This window comes from Collinsella sp. CM84Y_54, from assembly GCF_036317945.1.
Taxonomy (GTDB): Bacteria; Actinomycetota; Coriobacteriia; order Coriobacteriales; family Coriobacteriaceae; genus Collinsella.
In genome coordinates this window covers 56,187-76,123 of the sequence record NZ_JAWQCX010000002.1, presented here as the reverse complement: position 1 = coordinate 76,123, position 19,937 = coordinate 56,187, and the positions used below count along the sequence as shown (strand labels likewise).

The window sequence follows — 19,937 nt, the reverse complement described above, 5'->3', positions numbered from 1 at the left end:
TTAACTAAAACTAACAAAATTGCTGTATTTGAATAGGATGGTGAAAGGGGACTGCCGAAATGTCTTGATCTGTAACAACTAGGGATGGAAATTGGGCCTAGGTGTTACAGATCAAGACAGGAAGAAATGGTCCTATGGAATATCTCGATCTGTAACAGCTGACCGCCAAAACCGGTCCTTCGTGTTACAGATTGAGACATTCGGAACCGTCTCTCGAAAACATCTCAATCTGTAACAGTTAGTCGTCGAAATTGGGTCTTCCTGTTACAGATCGAGATGTTTGAAGCGGCGAGCTTACAGGCCGAACTTGGGGCCTATGTTGTCGCCCTTGAGGTCGGTGGTGTCCACTCGCAGGGCGCGCGTTACGCGATTGTTTCGAAACGGGCGGGAAACACAACGGGCCGGCGATGCTCCTAGTATGCCTATTCAACTGACTGTCTAATATCTAGGGGAGGATCGCGATGCAGGCAGATTCCGCTCAGCAGCAGGGCCTTTATCGCCCCGAATTCGACCACGACGCATGTGGCATCGGCGCGCTTGCCGATATCAACGGTGAGCGCCATCACCAGATTCTGGACGATGCGCTGTCCATTCTGGTCAACTTGGAGCACCGCGGCGGCACGGGACTCGAGAAGAACACTGGCGACGGCGCTGGCATCCTGTTCCAGGTTCCGCATCACTTTTTCCGTAAAGAGGCTCAAAAGTGCGGCCAGATTCTGCCGGCAGAGGGCGACTATGGCGTGGCCATGCTGTTCTTTCCGCAGGACGACAAGGGCGTAGAGGATGCCCGCCGCGTGTTTGAGGAGGGCTGCGCCGAGGCCGACGTGCCGCTGCTCTTTTGGCGCGAGGTGCCGGTCGACCCGCACGACCTGGGCGAGACGGCCCGCGCCTGCATGCCCACTATCCTGCAGGTCTTCCTGGGCCGTCCGGACGACACGCCCGCCGGCGATGCCTTCGAGCGCCGCCTGTACGTGTGCCGCCGCACCATCGAAAAGAAGGCCGACGCCGAGTTTGCCCTGCGCGACAAGATCTTCTACGTGTGCTCCATGAGCTCGCGCACCATCGTGTACAAGGGCATGCTGGTCGCCACGCAGATGCGCCGCTTCTTCATCGACCTCAACGACGCCGCCGTCAAGACGGCCGTGGCGCTCGTCCACTCGCGCTACTCCACCAACACCACGCCCAGCTGGGAGCGCGCGCACCCCAACCGCTTTATCATCCACAACGGCGAGATCAATACCCTCAAGGGCAACGTCAACTGGATCCGCGCCCGCGAGCCCAACCTGTACAGCCCCGTGCTGCAGCATGATCTTGAGCGCGTGATGCCCATCATCAACCGCGAGGGTTCCGACTCCGCGATTCTGGACAACGTGCTCGAGTTCTTGGTCATGAACGGTCGTCCGCTCACGCGTGCCGCGTCCATGTTGCTGCCCGAGCCGTGGGACCACAACGACAGCCTGAGTGAGGAACGCCGCGCCTACGACGCTTACCAGTCCATGCTCATGGAGCCGTGGGACGGCCCGGCCGCCATCGCCTTTACCGACGGCCGCACGCTGGGCGCCGCCCTCGACCGCAACGGTCTGCGCCCCGCCCGCTACTATGTGACGCGCGACGGTCGCTTTATGCTGGCAAGCGAGGTGGGCACCATCGAGGTAAGCCCCGAGAACATCCTGACGAGCGGCTGTCTGGGGCCGGGCCAGATGCTCGAGGTCGATTTTGCCCGCGGCCGCGTCATCTACAACGACGAGCTGCGCGCCCGCTATGCCAAGGAAAAGCCTTACCGCGACTGGATTGCCGAGGAGACGCTGACCGTTGACGCGCTTGATGAGCCCGTTGCGACAACGCCCGCCGAGGACGCCGAGGTACCCGTCGCCGTGCGTATGGCCAAGCTCGGCTACCACTGGGATGACGTTGACGAGGTCGTGCGTCCCATGGCCCAGCAGGGCAAGGCGCCGCTCGCCTCGATGGGCATCGACGCGCCGCTGGCTTGCCTGTCCAAGAAGACGCGCTCGTTCTTTGACTACTTCTATCAACTATTCGCTCAGGTCACGAACCCGCCCATCGACGCCCTTCGCGAGCATATGGTCACCTCGACCACGCTCTATCTGGGCAACCACGGCAACCTGCTCGAGGATTCCCGCACGGCCTGCCAGCTGGTGCGCTTGGAGCGCCCGTTGCTCAACGAGGAAGAGTTTGACCGCATCTGCGCCATCGACCGCGTGGGCTTTAAGACTCGCCGCTTCCGTGCCGTCTACCGCCGCGACGCCGGCGAGGGCGCACTGCAGGCTGCGCTCAAGCAGCTTGCCGAGGACGTTGAGGCTGCGGTCCGCGACGGCGTGAACATCGTGGTGTTGAGCGATCGTGCCGCTGCGGGCGAGGTGCCCGTGCCGTCGCTGCTCGCTGTGGGCTGCGTGCACAACCACCTGATCCGCGCCGGCGTGCGTACCTTTGCCGACATCGTGGTGGAGTGCGGCGACGCCGTGTCCCCGCATGACTTTGCGGCACTGGTGGGCTACTCTGCGAGTGGCATCTATCCGTACAACGCACATGCGTGCATCCGAGATCTGGCTGCACGCGGCGACCTGGACGTGACGGCCGAGCAGGGCATCGCCAACTACAACAAGGCTGCGACGGCGGGCATCGTCTCCATCATGTCCAAGATGGGCATCTCCACGGTGCAGAGCTACCACTCTGCGCAGATCTTCGAGGCCGTGGGCTTTACGCCGGAGTTCGTCAACGCGTACTTTGCCGGCGCGGTGAGCCGTGTAGGCGGTATGGGTGTCGAGGACGTTGAACGCGAGCAAAACGAGCGCTACGACGCCGCGCTCGCCATCCTTAAGAGTCCGGCTCCCGATCAGCTGCCCACACTGGGCCTGACCAAGTGGCGCCCGCTCGGCGGCGAGGATCACCTGATCGATCCGCAGACCGTCTACTTGCTGCAGACCGCCTGCCGTGAGGACAGCTACGACACCTTTAAGGAGTACAGCGCCCGCCTGCACCGCACCGGCCGTGCCGTGCGCCTGCGCGACTTGCTCGACTTTGATGCCAGTGGCCACACGCCGGTTTCGCTCGACGAGGTGGAGCCCGCGCTCAACATCGTCCGCCGCTTTAACACCGGCGCCATGTCGTACGGCTCCATCAGCAAAGAGGCGCACGAGTGCATGGCTATCGCCATGAACCGCCTGCATGGCCGTTCCAACTCGGGCGAGGGCGGCGAGGATCCGCGTCGCGAGACCCCGCTGGCCAACGGCGACTCCAAGAACTCAGCGATCAAGCAGGTGGCAAGTGCGCGCTTTGGCGTGACGAGCCGCTATCTTTGCAGCGCCTTTGAGATTCAGATCAAGATGGCCCAGGGTGCCAAGCCCGGCGAGGGTGGCCACCTGCCCGGCAAGAAGGTCTACCCCTGGATCGCCGAGGTCCGTCAGTCCACGCCTGGCATCGGCCTGATCTCGCCTCCGCCGCACCACGACATCTACTCCATCGAGGACCTGGCGGAGCTTATCTTCGATCTTAAGAACGCCAACCCCGGTGCGCGCGTGTCGGTCAAGCTGGTCAGCGAGGCCGGCGTCGGCACCATTGCTACCGGCGTGGCCAAGGGTGCCGCCGACAAGATTTTGATCAGCGGCCATAACGGCGGCTCGGGTGCCGCGGCGCGCGATTCCATTTGGCACGCCGGTCTGCCGTTGGAGCTCGGCCTTGCCGAGGCCCAGCAGACGTTGCTGCAAAACGGCCTGCGCTCCCGCGTGGTGCTCGAGGCCGACGGCAAGCTCATGGACGGCACCGATGTTGCCGTCGCCTGCTTGCTGGGCGCCGAGGAGTTTGGCTTTGCAACCATGCCGCTCATCTCCATGGGCTGCCTCATGCAGCGCGACTGCCAGCAGGATACCTGCCCGGCCGGCATCGCGACGCAAAACTGCCGTCTGCGTCACGGCTTCCGCGGTAAGCCCGAGCACGTTGAGCACTTTATGCTCTTTGTTGCCGAGCAGCTGCGCGAGGTCATGGCGACCCTGGGCTTCCGCACCGTCGACGAGATGGTCGGCCATCCCGAGTGCCTGCGCCAGATCGAGGTGCCGGGCAACCGCAAGGCCAACCTGCTCGATCTGTCGCCCGTGCTGGCGAGCGCGACCTGCGAGTTCGGTGCCCATATCCCGGGTGCCGACGGTCGCCACTTCCTCCCGCAGATGGCCGCGGACAGCGAGCTCGACAAGACGCTCGACTCCACGTTGTTCGTGCCCTATACGGCCGATGCCCGTGCGCACCTGCGTCCGATTCGCTTCCGCGCCGATATCGCCAACGTCAACCGCTGCGTGGGCACCATCCTGGGCAACGCGGTGACCAAGGCACATCCCGAGGGCCTGCCCGCCGGCTCCATCACCATCGATTGCGATGGTTCGGCCGGTCAGAGCTTTGGCGCCTTCCTGCCGCGCGGCATTACGCTCAACGTGTGCGGCGACGCCAACGACTACTTTGGCAAGGGCCTTTCGGGTGGCGAGGTGTCGGTGCGCCCCAACCCGCATGCGACCTACAAGTTCGACGAGAACATCATCGTGGGCAACGTTGCGTTCTTTGGCGCCACGAGCGGCCGCGGCTTCATTAACGGTCTTGCCGGCCAGCGTTTTGCCGTGCGCAACTCCGGCGCCACCGTGGTAGTCGAGGGCTGCGGCAACCATGGCTGCGAGTACATGACGGGCGGTCTGGCGCTCATCCTGGGCGAGGTCGGGCAGAACTTCGCCGCCGGCATGACGGGTGGCGTGGCCTATGTCTTTGACCAGTACGGTACGCTCGATGCCCGTGTGAACCACGAGAGCGTTGAGCTCAAGGCCCCGACGGCCGGCGAGCTGGCGCAGATTCGAGAACTCATCCAGGAGCACGTGGACGCGACGCAGAGCCCGCGCGGCATTAAGCTGCTCTACAGCTTTGAGACGATGAGCAAGCACTTTGTGAAGGTCATTCCGACCGAGTACGAGCGCGTGCTGGCGATTGTCGCTGCGGGCGAGGCTGCCGGCAAGACGCATGCGCAGGCAGAGGAGCTGGCGTTTGACATTGTGACCGGTCGCGCGAGCGCCGCGGATGTCGCTCGCTTTGATGTCGCGGGCGGTGCCGCGGACGCTGCGTCCGTGGCTGCCAGCTCTGTTGCTTCGACCAAGAAGGAGGCGTAAGTGCCATGGGTAAGCCCGGTGCTTTTCTTGATATCGATCGCGTGACCCACGAGCTTCGCCCCGTGGAGGAGCGCAGCCATGATTTTGACCCGCTGTACGTGGAGCTCGATGACGACGCGCGCCGTGCCCAGGCGAGCCGCTGCATGATGTGCGGCGTGGCGTTTTGCCAGATGGGCGCGAGCTTTGGCAAGGCGCGCCCGAGCGGCTGTCCGCTGCACAACCTGAATCCCGAGTGGAATGAGCTGGTGTACCGCGGCCGTTGGGACGAGGCTGCCGAGCGCCTGTCGCTCACCTCGCCCATGCCCGAGTTTACGAGCCGTGTGTGCCCGGCGCTGTGCGAGGCCGCGTGCAACTTGGGATCGGTCGACGGCCAGCCCACGACGATTCACGATAACGAGCGCGCAATCAGCGACCACGAATGGGCAAACGGTGGCCCGCGTCGCTTTGAGCCGGCGGGGGAGGACGCGCCCTCGGTCGCCGTGGTTGGTTCTGGCCCGGCTGGCCTGGTGGCTGCATGGGAGCTTGCGCGTCGCGGTGCCCGCGTGACGGTGTTTGAGCGTGACGTCCGCCCGGGCGGCCTGCTCATGTACGGCATTCCCAACATGAAGCTCGAGAAGTCTGTGGTCGAGCGTCGCGTGGCGCTCATGCGCGAGCTGGGTATCGTCTTTGAGCTGGGCACTGACGCTACGAACCCTGCGGTGGCGGCCAAGCTCAATGGTTTTGACGCTGTCGTGGTGGCAGCTGGTGCCCGTGCCCCGCGCGGGCTTTCGGCTGCGAACATTGACGCTCCCGGCGTGGTGTATGCCGTGGACTACCTGACGGCTTCGACCGTCTCGGTGCTCGATGGCGGCGAGCCCGCAGTGAACGCGCGCGGCCTGGACGTTGTGGTCATTGGCGGCGGCGATACCGGCAACGACTGCGTGGGTACCGCGGTGCGCCAGGGCGCGCGCAGCGTGCGCCAGTTTGAGTTTTTGCCGGCCGCGCCTGATGCGCGCGCAGCGAGCAACCCCTGGCCGCAGTGGCCCAACGTTAAGAAGACCGATTACGGCCAGCAGGAGGCCATCGCTGCCATGGGCGGCGAGATGCGTGCCTGGGGTGTGGATACGCTCGAGGTGCTGCTGGACAAGAAGGGCGCGGCCGCGGGCCTGCGCGTGGTCGACCTGGATTGGTCGGCCGGCAAGCCCGAACGCATTGCGGGCTCCGAGCGCGAAGTGCCGGCGCAGCTGGTGCTCATCGCCTGCGGCTTTACGGGTCCGGAGCACAGCGTGTTCGATGCGGTGAGCGTACCTGTTGCCACCGCTGGTCGTCCGCTGCCGGTGATGGCTTCCGAGGGCTCGCACCTTGCGGTCCGCGTGGATGGCGTTGCTGCGGATGCCGCGCCGGTGTATGTGGCCGGCGACGCCCGCAACGGCAGCTCGCTCGTGGTGAGCGCCATGGCGGACTCCCTGGCCTGCGCGGCCGAGGTTGCCGAGACCTTGGGGCTGTAAGGTAGCCATTCAAGAGTGTCCCCAACGACTAGTCATTGGGGACACTCTATTTTGCCTAGTCGCCGGGGACACTCTTGACGTCTGACCGCTCATTTGCTGACGTGCGGACTCGCGGTACCTTGCTGTTTTCGTGATGGCTGTGGCTGGCAAGCTCAAAATCTCTGCTTATTTGCCTATGTTTAACTGGGGTTTTGTTTCGGTATAACGTATCGGTCAAGCGTTCCGTCAAGTATTCGGTCAGTATCTGGTTTGCAACCCGATGCTCATTTCGCCCGCGCTGGCGGCGACCGCGAGCCCTCCTCGTAAGCTCAAATTGAGGTTCATCAGTTTGAGGAGGATGCCATGGCTGATCATGTTTTGGACCGGGGACGTCTGGCCGAGGCCGTCGGTGACGATATTGCCGACATGGCCCAGTTTTGGATGCTGCGAAAGTTCCAGTTTTTGGAGTCGGCGCGCACACAGTTCGAAGTGATAGTCGATCCATGGCTCAGCTATTGCGAGGAGCCCTCGCAAAACGAAATCATGGCCTATAACATGGCATTTACCGATTGGCTGCTGTTTGAGCGCCCCTATTACCACGGCAAGACGCTGCTTGGGCTGTATGTTGACGAGCCGCCGGCGTCGCTTTCGCCTGCTTCGCTCAGGCGGCTCGAACAGGTGCGCGACACGCACTATTTCTCTCGCTTTGGCATTTTGGACAAGGATCCGGCGACTGGTATGGTCGCGCTGCGCGATACGCGCACCGACCGTCGTTTTGATGTCTACGACCCACATATCGTGCAAAAAGAGCACTGGCGCGATGGTGCGATTGCGGTGCGCATCGCGTGCGTTGACGATATTTTGCTGACGGCGGGGCAGCTCTACCTCTACGACATTGCGCACCTGAGCGATACGGCGGTCGACGGGCCCGGCGCCGTTCATCCGGAAGACCTGGAAGATGGCTTCGATACCTCGTGTATCAGCTTCTTTCTGAGGCTGGTCCGCGACGTCATGGGTGCCCGGGGACGGTATGTGAAGTCGCTCAACATCTACGAACAGGAATGGGAGTAGGGTTGGGCTGTCGCAGCGCCGCCGCCTGTCTATTTGTCTCGGTCTGTAACGTCTAGAGACCGTTTGGACCCGTAGTTGTTACAGATCGAGATGAACAGGTGCAGACTCGACTGAATGTCTCGATCTGTAACAACAAGGGGCCGTTTGGCCATCTACCTGTTACAGATCAAGACGTTTTGCTGGAACGACCGAAGCATCGCTGCGCTGGTCTGTTTATCCTCACGCCCTTCTCTTCCTCCCGTTAGCCGATATGTCCGCAGTAACCCTGTCGCGCTGGGCGATAATGGACAAATGTTCATGTTAATCGTGAGGGAGGAGCTCGATATGGCGTCTGCCGATCGTTCCACGTTGTTTATCAATGCGACCGTTCTGGATGGTTCGGAACATATGGAGCCGCAGCCCGACATGGCCGTGGTCGTCGAACGCGGCGTCATCACATGGATGGGGCCGAGTGCTGTGGCGCAGGCGCCTGCAGGTGCCGAGGTCATCGACCTGGCAGGGGCGTATCTCATGCCAGGCCTCATCAATATGCATGTGCATCTGTGCGGCTCGGGCAAGCCGGTTTCGGCGGGCGATGCGGGCGCGCTGATGAAAAAGCTCGATAATCCCGTGGGGCGCGCCATCGTGCGCCACATTCTTAAGGGCAGCGCCCAACAACAGCTGGCAAGCGGCGTGACAACGGTACGTGGCGCGGGCGACCCGCTGTTTGCGGATCTTGCCGTGCGCGATGCTATCGATGCCGGCAAGTATCAAGGTCCTCGCCTGGTGGCGCCGGGAACGGGCGTTACGGTGCCGGGGGGCCATGGTGCTGGCTTGTTCGCCCAGGTGGCTAACAGTCCCGCCGAGGCGGCCGAACAGGTGCGCGACCTGTATGCGCGCGGTGCCGATGTCATTAAACTGTTCGTAACGGGCGGCGTGTTCGATGCGACTGAGGTGGGCGAGCCGGGCGTGCTGCGCATGCCGGTCGATGTCGCCGCGGCGGCGTGCAAGGCGGCGCACGATATGGGCCTTCCGGTTATGGCCCATATCGAGAGCACCGAGGGCGTGAAGGCCGCGCTTGAGGCCGGCGTTGACACGATTGAGCACGGCGCTCCGTTGACGCCCGAGATCCTGGAGCTGTACCGCGGCGCCGCGGGTACACAGCTTGAGGGGCGTGCGCCCAGCGTGACCTGCACCATCAGCCCCGCACTGCCGTTTGTATTGCTCGATCCGGAGAAGACTCATTCGACTGACACGCAAAAGAAGAACGGCGACATCGTATGCTCGGGCATTATCGAGAGTGCGCGTGCGGCGCTGGAAGCCGGTATCAAGGTAGGCCTGGGCACGGATTCGAGCTGCCCGTTCGTGACCCAGTACGACATGTGGCGCGAGGTGGCCTATTTTGCCAAGTACGTGGGCGTGAGCAATGCGTTTGCGCTGCATACGGCCACGCAGGTCAATGCCGAGCTGCTGGGCCTGGGCGGCGAGACCGGCACAATCGAGTGCGGTAAGGTCGCCGATATCCTGGTGACGCGCGAGAACCCGCTCGATGACCTGTGCGCTCTGCGTGAGCCAATGCACGTGATGTGCCGCGGTGATCTGGTGCGCAAGCTCAAGGTGAAGCGTATCCCCGAGGTTGATAACGAGCTCGACACGATTATGGCCATGCCGGCTGAGGCGCTGGCCGAGGAGCTCGCCCGCGACGGCGTAGCTTAGGCGCTGGCGCGACGGGGCGACAGCTTTATCGAATGATGTCGCCCCATGCAAAAAGCCGAGGTCTCAGTGCGAGGCCTCGGCTTTTATTTTGCCCTATGGTGTAGCGGCTAGGAGCGCGTTTCCATCTTGGCGTGGCACTTGGGGCAGGTGACGCGGATCTTGCCCTTGCCCTTGGGGACGGACAGCATCTGGCCGCAGTTGGGGCACTTGAGGTACGCCGTGGTCTTGCGGCCCTTCCACATCTTCTTGGCCGTTCGCTTGGCGCGCTCAAAGTCTTCCTTGCTGGTGCCGGCCGCGCGCGAGGCGTTGGAAGCCGCAGTCCCGCCGCCCAAGCTGGCGACGAATTTGCCCAAGCCGGGAACATTGGCAGTCGCGGCGACAAAGGTCTCGTTCTCCTTGCGACGTGCATCGATGTTTTTGGACAGGCCGCGCAGCACGCCAATTACGATGACGGCGATGGCGATCCAGCTGAGCCACTGGATGTGGGCTATCGATCCGATCATCGCGATGACGATGCCGGCAAAACCCATCACGATGGTGAGCTCGTCGGCGCCATTGCGTCCTTTCATAAAGTCATTCATGCAAATTGCCTTTCGTTCGATATGCTGCACGCCTTTATACCCGATTTAGAGCAAGGGGGACAGGTTAATCTGCACCAATGTGGTGCAAACATACCTGTCCCCGGAACACCAAGACGGTGCAAAGAAGTCTGTCCCCAATGCCCCAATTACTTGGAGAGCTTGTCGACGACGCGTTCGATCTCGGCGAGCTTGGCGGCTTTGAGGTCTTCGTCGCCCGATTCGATTGCCGAAGTCACGCAGCCCTCGATATGCGCCTTGAGCACGTCGGCGTTGATGCGCGCGAGGAGCGCCTGTGTGGCCATGAGCTGCGTGGAAATATCGACGCAATAGCGGTCCTCATCGACCATCCGCAAGATGCCGTCGATCTGGCCGCGTGCCGTCTTGAGCATGCGGGTCACCGATTTGTGGTCTGCCATCATGGCGGGTCCTCGTTTCTGGTCGATGGGGTCGAGTGCTTCTGGTAGCTGCTACGCGGCGGTCACGGACAGGGCGTGGAACTTCTCGCCGGCGGCCTCGACAGCGGCGGCGAGCTGCTCGGCGGTCACGGTGTCGGCGCACTCCACCTGGACGGTCTGGGTCTCGTGATCGGCGTCGGCGTCGGTCACCCCGGCCACGTTGAGCAGTGCCGTCTCGACGGTGGCGTCGCAGTGGCCGCACATAAGGCCGGAAGTCTTGATTGTGTATCGCATGGGTATTCCTCTCTGTTGTGTCGGCTTTCCCGGGCACCCGATCTTGACCTTCAAGTCGTCGCTCGCGTACCAAAGTACGCGTCGCTCCTCTTTCAGGTCAATCTCGGGCACCTGGAAAACCCGTTATAAATGGACTTAATGGTGAGCCTATTTTGCCACTTTAGGCTTAAAGGATTTTAGGCGCAGCGCATTGCTTACGACGCAGACGCTCGACAGGCTCATGGCCGCGGCGCCAAACATCGGCGAGAGTTGCCAACCGGTGAGGGGGAAGAACACGCCCGCGGCGAGCGGAATGCCGATGCCGTTGTAGAACAGCGCCCAGAACAGGTCTTGCTTGATGTTGCGAATCGTGGCGCGCGAAAGCTCGATGGCTCGCGCAACATCCATGAGGTCGCTGCGCATGAGCACCACATCCGCCCCTTCCTTGGCGATGTCGGCGCCGGTGCCGATCGCAAGGCCCACGTCGGCGCGCGCCAGGGCGGGGGAGTCGTTGATGCCGTCTCCCACCATGGCGACCTTGCTGCCCGCATCCTGCAACTCGCGCACGTGGCGCTCCTTGTCGGCGGGGAGGACGTCGGCGATGACCTGCTTACTGCTCAGTCCCACGCGGCGGGCGATTGCCTCGGCCGTCACGCGGTTGTCGCCGGTGAGCATGCGCACGTCGACGCCGAGCTTGCGGAGCGCGACGATGGCCTCGGCGCTCGTCTCTTTGACCTCGTCAGCCACGGCGATGGTACCGACGAGCTCGCCGTTCTTGGCAAAGAACAGCGGCGTCTTGCCTTCGGCGGCAAATTGCTCGGCAAGACCCGCGGGCACGGTAACGCCTAGCTCGTCCATCAGGCGCACGTTGCCGGCGGCAATGGCGTTTTGCCCCTCGCGTGCCGTAACGCCGCGACCGGGCACGGCGGCAAAGTCCTCGACCATGCGCGCGACTATTCCGCGTGCCTCGCACTCGGCCATAATCGCCTCGGCCAGCGGGTGCTCGCTTGAGCGCTCCAACGCGGCGGCCAGCTTGAGCAGCGCCTTTTCGCTCATGGCGGGCGAGCCGTCAGTGCGCGTGGCTACTACGATATCGGTCACGGCAGGCTTGCCGCGGGTGACCGTGCCCGTCTTATCGAGCACCACGGTGCCCACGCTGCGCAGGTTCTCCAGTGCCTCGGCGCTCTTAAACAGAATGCCCATCTCGGCGCCCTTGCCGGTGCCGACCATAATGGCGACGGGCGTGGCCAGGCCGAGCGCGCACGGACAGCTGATCACCAGCACGGCCACGGCAGAAGTGAGTGCCTCGTTCACGCTGCCGGTCAGCGCCATCCACGCCACAAAGGTCACGGCCGAGATCGTAAACACCACGGGCACGAACACGCCGGCGACCTTGTCGGCCATGCGGGCGATGGGCGCCTTGGTGGCATTGGCGTCCTCGACGAGCTGGATGATCTTGGCGAGCGACGTGTCGGCGCCCACGCGTGTGGCACGGAAGGTAAACGAGCCGGTGCGGTTGACCGTGGCGGCGTTGACGGTGTCGCCGGCGGTCTTTTCCACGGGGATGGACTCGCCGGTGAGCGCGCTCTCGTCCACGGCCGAGCTGCCCTCGAGCACCACGCCATCGACGGGGATGGACTCGCCGGGGCGCACGCGCAAGACCTGACCGGGAAGGATGCTGTCGACGTCGACGGTGGTCTCGCTGCCGTCCTCTGCCACGACGGTCGCGGTCTTGGGCGCCAGGTCGATCAGCGCCTCGATGGCGCCGCCGGTTTTGGACTTGCTGCGCGTCTCGAGGTATTTGCCCACGGTGACGAGCGACAGAATCGTGCCGGCGCTCTCAAAATAGAGGTTGTCCATGCTCGTCATCATTGCCTCGTGGACCTGACCCGCGGCTAATTGGTCGGCCATGATGAACATGGCGTAGAGCGACCAGGCGATGGAAGCGGTGGCGCCCACGGCAATAAGGGCGTCCATGGTGGGCGCGCCGTGCGCGAGCGATTTAAACCCGTTGATAAAGTACGCGTCGTTGACATAGACGATGGGGATGAGCAGGACGAGCTCGGTGAGGGCGAGCGTCATGCTGTGGGTATGGTCGGTGAAGATGCCGGGCAGCGGCCAGCCGAGCATGTGCCCCATGCCTATGTAGAACAGTGGGATAAGGAATGCGATCGAGACGATGAGGCGGGTGCGCATGGCAGAGGCGGCGGCCTCCAATTTTTTGGTGGGCGACTCCATGTGGGCGGCGCCGGACCTGGCTTGCGTGCTGCCGTTTGAGCCGGCGGCACCGGTGCCCGCATCGACGGGTGAGGCCGAGTAGCCCGCGCGGTCGACGGCGGTGCAGATATCGTCGGGGGAGACCTGCGCGGGGTCGTAGTCGACCATCATGGAACCGGCGAGTAGGTTGACCGCGACGTTCTCGACGCCGTCGAGCTTGCTCACAGCACGGTCCACGTGCGCCTGGCAGGCGGCGCATGTCATGCCGCCCACGTCGAACTTATCTTGAGCCATGGCTTCTCCTTTCCGTGATTCGGTGTTGGAATTGTTAACCTGCCGATACTATACACCCATACCCCCTGGGGGTGTGTAGTACAGAAATAATATATGAGATTTCGTTACAGATGAGGATGGATGGTTGGCCGATGGACCGTCCCAACCAACCATCTCAATCTGTAACATCTAGCAGGGAAAATGATCTCTAACTGTTACAGATTGAGACAATTGGCCCAGACTCGCCTCGTCCGCCTCGTCATCTGTGGTTTACGTGGGGGCATACGGAGTACGGGTATACTAACCGGCGGCGAATCTGCTCCATCGCTTAGAGCTGCTGCGTCTGGACGGCGCGTGATAAGGCTGCCAAAGCGATCGCCAGCGTGCTGAGCAACGTCCTCTCTGTGCGCACCCGTTTTTGTATGTATTAGCGCACTACCAAGCACGCCCGCGCGGCCGTATGCCGTGCCCATTGCGCGTGCAGATAAGGAACAACAACATATGCGTAATTCTGTATCCGACGTCACCGACGCCGAGATTCTGGACGAGGCCCGCGAGGCCATGACCCAGGCTGCCTTCGATGCCGCCGATGAGGCCAATGCTGCCCAGGCCGTCGAGTCCGCTACCGAGAGTCTGCCCGCCTTTGACGAGCTGGGCCTTTCCGACGAGATGCTCCGTGCCATCGAGAACCTGGGCTACACGGCGCCGACGCCCGTGCAGGCCGGTTCGATCCCCGTGGTGCTCGAGGGCCGCGACTTGCTTGCCGCCGCTCAGACCGGCACCGGCAAGACGGCCGCCTTTTTGCTGCCGACCATGAACAATCTGGAGCACATCGCTCCTCCCAAACCCGTGCGCGAGCGCGGCGGCCGCAACCGCCGTCGCGGTGCCAAGAAGCCCGAGGGCAACGGCCGTGGTCCCGTGATGCTCGTCATCACCCCTACGCGCGAGCTTGCCCAGCAAATCGACGAGGTCGCGAGCAAGATCGCCGACGTCACCGGCCATGTCGCCGTGACCGTCGTGGGCGGCGTGAGCTACAAGCCGCAGACCGCTGCCCTCAAGTACGGCTGCGACATCTTGGTCGCAACGCCGGGCCGTCTGGTCGATCTGATCGAGCAGGGTGCCTGCCACCTGGACGAGGTTAAGGTCCTGGTGCTCGACGAGGCCGACCGCATGCTCGACATGGGCTTTTTGCCCGCTGTTCGCCGCATTGTGCGCGAGACACCGGCCGAGCGTCAGACGCTGCTGTTCTCGGCGACCCTCGACGAGGAGGCCGTGGGTGAGATCACCGACCTGGTGAGCGACCCGGCCCGCGTGGAGATCGCGCCCGCCACGTCGACCGCCGACACCGTCGACCAGTTTGTGTTCCCGGTGTCCATCGAGGCCAAGAACAACCTGTTGCCCGAGTTCCTCAAAAAGGAAGGCCCGGAGCGCACTATCGTCTTTATGCGCACCAAGCACCGTGCCGACAGCTGCTGCCGTCGTCTGGAGCGCAAGGGCATCAAGGCCGCCGCGATTCACGGCAACCGCAGCCAGGCCCAGCGCGAGCATGCCCTTTCGGCCTTCCGCGACGGCACCGTCGACGTACTGGTGGCAACCGACGTGCTTGCCCGCGGCATCGACATCAGCGACGTGCGCTACGTCGTGAACTTTGACGTGCCGGCCGAGCCGACTGACTACATCCACCGTATTGGCCGTACGGGCCGCGCTGGCGAGCTGGGCTGGGCCATCACGTTTGTGACCGAGCAGGACGTGGATGAGTTCTACGAGATCGAGAAGCTCATGGACAAGACCGCCGACATCTACGAGGCCGGCGACCTGCACGTGGGTCCCAACCCGCCTGCGGTTGACCCCGAGCGCGATCCTGCGGCCTTTAAGGTGAAGAAGAAGACCAAGCGCGGCAAGTCCAAGAGCAAGAAGAAGCTTGAGCAGGCACGTCGCGACGGCAAGCGCAACGGCGATGACTATGGCGATGTGGCCGGTCGCTCCAACCACGGTCGCGACGAGCGTCGCGGCGACGGCGAGCGTCCGAGCCGTCCCAAGCGCGGCGGCAAGACCCGCGTGCGCGAGGGCGTTCAGGCTCGCGTGGACGAGGCTGTGGAGAGCGTGGCCCGCGAGGTGGCTGCCGAGGAGCGTGCCGGTGCTGTTGAGCAGGGCCCGCGCGGCAACCGTGCCGAGCGTCGTGCCAAGCAGTTCCAGGGCGAGGCACATCGCCGTCGCCGCGAGGACGAGGACCGCGGCGGTCGTCGTCGTGTTGAGCGCGAAGACGAGGGCCGTGGCTCGCGCGGCGGCAAGCGCGGCTCGGGTGACCGTCGTCGCTCCGGTCGCGATAGCGAGCGCGGCGGGCGCGATGAGCGCCGTGGCGGCGAGGGTCGCGGTGAGCGTGGCGCCCGCAGCGGTGAGTCCCGTGGCGGCAAGCGCTTTGAAGAGCGCGGTGGCCGCGGTGGCGAGCGTCGCGAGGGCGCTCGCGCTAATGGCACCCGCAGCGGCGCCGGGCGTTCTGGTGAATCGCGCGATCGTCGTGATCCGCGTGCCAGCCGCGATCGCCGCGATGATTGGCGCAACTACGACGATACCCGCGAAGAGCGTCGCGGCGGCTACCGTGGTGGTCGCGGCGGCAACCAGGCCGGCTCCCGTGGCGGCCGCGCCGGCGGCCGCGATAACCGTGGCAGCTATGGCAACGGCCGTGGCGGCAAGCGCGGCGGCAGCTCCCGTCGCCCCGGTGACGGCGGCGGCAAGCGCAAGTAACATACGCGTCGCACGCTAGAGCGAGGCGAACTAAGGGCCCCGAGCAACTACGCTCGGGGCCCTTTTTGGTGCAAAGAGGTCAGGTTAATCTGCACCAACGTCTTGAAGTTGCGGTGGAATACGGACTGTTTTGGCCTTTTGAGCGGCTTTTCAGTCCCTATTTCACCGCAACTCACGATTGGTGCAAACAAACCTGTCCACGATGCACCAGAGTGAGGAGTGTCCCCAAGTGCCGCATTGTGGGTAACGCGTTTTATCAAATATGGCATTTATCTGCGGTAATGTTTTATTTCACCGCTGAGGACGACGTTTCATACCGCCTGCCGAACCGTGTTGCTGCCAAACAACTTTATAGGTCAGTGTGTTGCGTGTAGCAATTTCGCCCGGCCTCGCCTCCGGGCTGCCATGTGAGAGGGGATCTTATGGCTCGACTGCATGTAATGGAACGCAGCCACGCTCAGGCCGTCATGGACGACCTGCACGATGCGCTCGGACGTCGTCTGGCGGTGAGTTCGCTCGCTCCGTGTCCCGTTGAGTTTACGGCAGCGCTCGTCAACCTGTGCTCCACCCAGAGCTGCGGCAAGTGCACGCCCTGCCGCGTGGGCCTGAGCGCGCTGAGCGACCTGCTCGCCGATGTGCTCGAAGGGCGCGCCGATGAGTCCACGCTCAACCTTATTGAGCGCACGGCCCGCACCATCTACCTTTCGAGCGACTGCGCCATCGGCTACGAGGCCGGCGCCATGGCGCTCACGGCCATTCGCGGCTTCCGCGACGACTTTGAGCACCACATTCGTGAGCACTCCTGCGGCTTTGACCGCGAGGCCCGTGTCCCGTGCGTCTCAGGCTGCCCGGCGCACGTCGACATTCCCGGGTACATTTCGCTCGTTGAGGCCGGCCGCTATGCCGATGCCGTCAAGGTCATCCGCAAGAACAATCCGCTTCCGCTCGTCTGCGGCCTGGTGTGCGAGCATCCCTGCGAGATGCACTGTCGCCGTGGCATGGTCGACGACCCCATGAACATCCTTGCCCTCAAGCGGTTTGCCGTTGAGCATAGCGACCTCAACGACCACAAGCCACATGTAGTGGACAACACTGGTAAGCGCGTCGCCGTGATCGGCGGCGGCCCGGCCGGTCTTTCTTGCGCCTACTACCTGGCCGTGATGGGCCACAAGGTGACCATTTTTGAGCAGCGCCACCACCTGGGTGGCATGCTGCGCTACGGAATCCCCAGCTATCGTCTGCCACGCGAGCGCCTGCAGGCCGAGATCGACTGGATCATGAGCGCCGGCATCGATGTGGAACTCGACCACTCCGTGAACGGCGAGGAGCTCGCCCGTCTACGCGACGAGTTCGATGCCGTCTACCTAGCCATCGGTGCCCACAGCGACAAGAAGCTCGGCCTTCCGGGCGAAGAGGCGCCCGGCGTTGAGTCGGCCGTCAAGATGCTGCGTGCCATCGGTGATGACGAGCTGCCCGACCTAAGCGGCCAGCGCGTGTGCGTCATCGGCGGCGGCAACGTTGCCATGGACGTGGCACGCTCTGCCGTGCGCTGCGGTGCCGAAAAGGTAAGCATCGTCTACCGCCGTCGCATCTGCGATATGACGGCCCAGGATGCCGAGATCGCCGGTGCCCAGGCCGAGGGCTGCGAAGTGCTGGAGCTGACAGCCCCGCTCGCCATCGAGACGGGCGAGGACGGTCGCGTGAACGGTCTGCGCGTGCAGCCGCAGATTATCGGCGAGCCCCGCCGCGGTCGTCCGGCTCCGCGTGCCGCCGCCACGCCCGAGCACGTCATCCCCTGCGAGCGCGTGTTCGTCGCCATTGGCCAGGACATCGATTCCAAGCCGTTTGAGGAGATGGGCATTGCCTGCAAGTGGGGCTGCGTCGTCACCGATTCGGATGGCGCCGTGCCCAACTTCGATGGCCTCTTTAGCGGCGGCGACTGCCAGACCGGCCCCGCTACCGTCATCCGCGCCATCAATGCCGGCCGCGTGGCTTCGGCAAACATCGATCACTACCTGGGCTTCGACCACAAGATTAAGCTCGACGTGGAGCTGCCGACCGTTCAGTTTAAGGGCAAACACGAGTGCGGCCGCTGCGAGCTGGGCGAGCGCGAGGCCGGCGAACGCATCCACGACTGGAATCTGGTCGAACAGGGCCTTACCGAGGAAGAGGCACGCCAAGAGGCGAGTCGCTGCTTGCGTTGCGACCACTTTGGCTTTGGTGCGTTCCGTGGAGGGAGGAACTTGGAATGGTAGAGCCCAACAAAACCACCGTCGGCGATAACAGCGAAAACGGAGCGCACAACATGGTCAGGCTCATTATCGATAACTGCGAAGTCGTGGTGCCCGAGCACACCACGATCCTGGATGCGGCCAAGTCCGTCGGTATCCAGATTCCCACCCTGTGCTACCTGCGCGATCTAAACGAGATCGGCGGCTGCCGCGTGTGCGTGGTCGAAGTCGAGGGCTGCGATCAGCTGGTTGCCGCCTGCAACAACTACGTGCTCGACGGCATGGTGGTTCACACCAACAGCCCCAAGGCTCGCGAGGCCCGTCGCACCAACGTGCAGCTGCTGCTGTCCCAGCACGATTCGCAGTGCACGAGCTGCGTGCGCAGCGGCAACTGCAACCTACAGACCATCGCCAACGACCTGGGTATTTTTTATCTGCCGTATCAAAGGCATTTGGCGGGCGAGGGCTGGGATTTCGATTTTCCCATCATCCGCGAAAACGACAAGTGCATTAAATGCATGCGCTGTATCAAGGTGTGCGAGAGCGTGCAGGGGCTAGGGATTTGGGACCTGACCAACCGCGCCACGCATACCGCCGTGGGTACCCGCGGGCGCGCGCCGATCGGCAAGACCGATTGCGTCGCGTGCGGCCAGTGCATAACGCATTGCCCGACGGGCGCACTGCGCGAGCGCGACGACACCGAGACCGTGTTTGACGCGCTCGCTAATCCCGACAAGATTGTGCTGGTGCAGATCGCACCTGCCGTGCGTAGCGCCTGGGGCGAGGAACTCGGCATCCCGCGCGAGGAGGCCACCGTTGAGCGCCTGGCTTGCGCGCTGCGCCGCGTTGGCTTTGAGTACGTGTTCGACACCGATTTCTCGGCCGACCTCACCATTATGGAGGAGGGCTCCGAACTGCTCGAGCGCCTGGGGAAGGCCGTCAAGGGCGAGGGCGACAGCCACGGCTGGCCCATGTTCACGAGCTGCTGCCCGGGCTGGGTGCGCTTTGTGAAGGCACGTTACCCCGAGTTTGTCGACAGCCTGTCCACGTCAAAGTCGCCGCAGCAGATGTTCGGCGCCATCGCCAAGACTTACTACGCCAAGGTACTGGGCGTGGAGCCCGAGCGCCTGTTCGTGGTGTCCGTGATGCCGTGCACGGCCAAGAAGGCCGAGTGCGCGCTGCCGAGCATGGTGGGCGAGGACGGCACGCCCGACGTAGACGTTGCACTGACGGTGCGCGAGATGGTGCGCATGATCCGCGCGAGCCACGTGAGCGTGGATACGCTGGTTGAGGAGCCGCTCGATACGCCGCTGGGCTTTGGCACGGGCGCGGGTGTGATCTTTGGCGCCACGGGCGGCGTGATGGAGGCCGCCGTGCGCTCGGCATATTACCTGGTGACGGGCAAGAACCCCGATGCGGATTTCTTTACCGACGTGCGTGGCCTGGATGGCTGGAAGGAAGCCGTCGCCGATATTGATGGCACCAAGGTGCGCGTTGCCGTGGCGCACGGGCTGGGCAACGCCGCCCGCCTGCTCGACGCGATTCGCGACGGCCGTGCGAGTTATGACTTCGTCGAGGTTATGGCATGCCCGGGCGGCTGTGTCGGTGGCGGCGGTCAGCCCATCCACGACGGCTGCGAGCTGGCAGCCGAGCGTGGCCAGGTGCTCTGGGGCCTCGATGCGAAGGCGGACATTCGCTTCTCGCACGAGAATCCCGATGTTCAGGCGTGCTACAGCGAGTTTTTGGGCGCGCCGCTCTCGCCGCTGGCCGAGGAGCTGCTGCATACCGACCATCACGCCTGGTCGATGCCCAACGAGGGGGCGTGCTAACG

The 19,937-nt window shown here is 63.6% G+C and carries 11 protein-coding genes; 7 read left to right on the top strand and 4 right to left on the bottom strand.

The window, feature by feature from the left end:
- Positions 1 to 461: 461 nt before the first annotated feature.
- The 4 genes from gltB to V2391_RS03425 all read left to right on the top strand — a co-directional run bounded on the left by gltB (position 462) and on the right by V2391_RS03425 (position 9,391).
- On the top strand, positions 462 to 5,159 hold the full coding sequence (gene gltB, locus V2391_RS03440; RefSeq protein ID WP_329738276.1) for a glutamate synthase large subunit: 4,698 nt from the start codon (positions 462 to 464) through the stop codon (positions 5,157 to 5,159).
- A gap of 5 nt (positions 5,160 to 5,164) precedes the next feature.
- Positions 5,165 to 6,646: a glutamate synthase subunit beta gene (locus V2391_RS03435; RefSeq protein WP_329738275.1), complete on the top strand. Its 1,482-nt coding sequence runs from the start codon at positions 5,165 to 5,167 to the stop codon at positions 6,644 to 6,646.
- Positions 6,647 to 6,988: 342 nt separating this feature from the next.
- Positions 6,989 to 7,696: a hypothetical protein gene (locus V2391_RS03430; protein ID WP_329738274.1), complete on the top strand. Its 708-nt coding sequence runs from the start codon at positions 6,989 to 6,991 to the stop codon at positions 7,694 to 7,696.
- 297 nt (positions 7,697 to 7,993) lie between these two features.
- A complete protein-coding gene (locus V2391_RS03425; protein ID WP_329738273.1) occupies positions 7,994 to 9,391 on the top strand; it encodes an amidohydrolase family protein in 1,398 nt (465 codons plus the stop codon).
- A gap of 107 nt (positions 9,392 to 9,498) precedes the next feature.
- Here the strand turns inward: V2391_RS03425 and V2391_RS03420 are convergent, their stop codons facing one another.
- From V2391_RS03420 to V2391_RS03405, 4 genes are all read right to left on the bottom strand, one after another.
- On the bottom strand, positions 9,499 to 9,972 hold the full coding sequence (locus V2391_RS03420; protein WP_329738272.1) for a hypothetical protein: 474 nt from the start codon (positions 9,970 to 9,972) through the stop codon (positions 9,499 to 9,501).
- Positions 9,973 to 10,118: 146 nt separating this feature from the next.
- Positions 10,119 to 10,388, bottom strand: coding sequence for a metal-sensing transcriptional repressor (locus tag V2391_RS03415; RefSeq protein ID WP_229066831.1), 270 nt, complete (start codon positions 10,386 to 10,388; stop codon positions 10,119 to 10,121).
- 51 nt (positions 10,389 to 10,439) lie between these two features.
- Positions 10,440 to 10,661 carry a heavy-metal-associated domain-containing protein gene (locus V2391_RS03410; RefSeq protein ID WP_055310331.1) on the bottom strand — a complete coding sequence of 74 codons (222 nt, stop codon included), beginning with the start codon at positions 10,659 to 10,661 and terminating at the stop codon, positions 10,440 to 10,442.
- A gap of 147 nt (positions 10,662 to 10,808) precedes the next feature.
- Positions 10,809 to 13,151, bottom strand: a complete 2,343-nt coding sequence (locus tag V2391_RS03405; RefSeq protein WP_329738271.1) for a heavy metal translocating P-type ATPase — start codon at positions 13,149 to 13,151, stop codon at positions 10,809 to 10,811.
- Between the two features lie 480 nt (positions 13,152 to 13,631).
- Between V2391_RS03405 and V2391_RS03400 the strand changes: the two genes are divergently transcribed.
- The 3 genes from V2391_RS03400 (at position 13,632) to V2391_RS03390 (ending at position 19,935) form a co-directional block, all read left to right on the top strand.
- Complete coding sequence (locus V2391_RS03400; protein WP_329738270.1) at positions 13,632 to 15,875, top strand: DEAD/DEAH box helicase; 2,244 nt, start codon at positions 13,632 to 13,634, stop codon at positions 15,873 to 15,875.
- 422 nt (positions 15,876 to 16,297) lie between these two features.
- The gene (locus V2391_RS03395) at positions 16,298 to 18,130 is read left to right on the top strand and encodes an NAD(P)-binding protein (protein WP_329738269.1); all 1,833 of its coding nucleotides are present in this window, start codon (positions 16,298 to 16,300) and stop codon (positions 18,128 to 18,130) included.
- Positions 18,124 to 19,935, top strand: a complete 1,812-nt coding sequence (locus tag V2391_RS03390) for a [FeFe] hydrogenase, group A (protein ID WP_329738268.1) — start codon at positions 18,124 to 18,126, stop codon at positions 19,933 to 19,935. Before V2391_RS03395 ends, V2391_RS03390 begins: the two co-directional genes overlap by 7 nt.
- Positions 19,936 to 19,937: the final 2 nt, after the last annotated feature.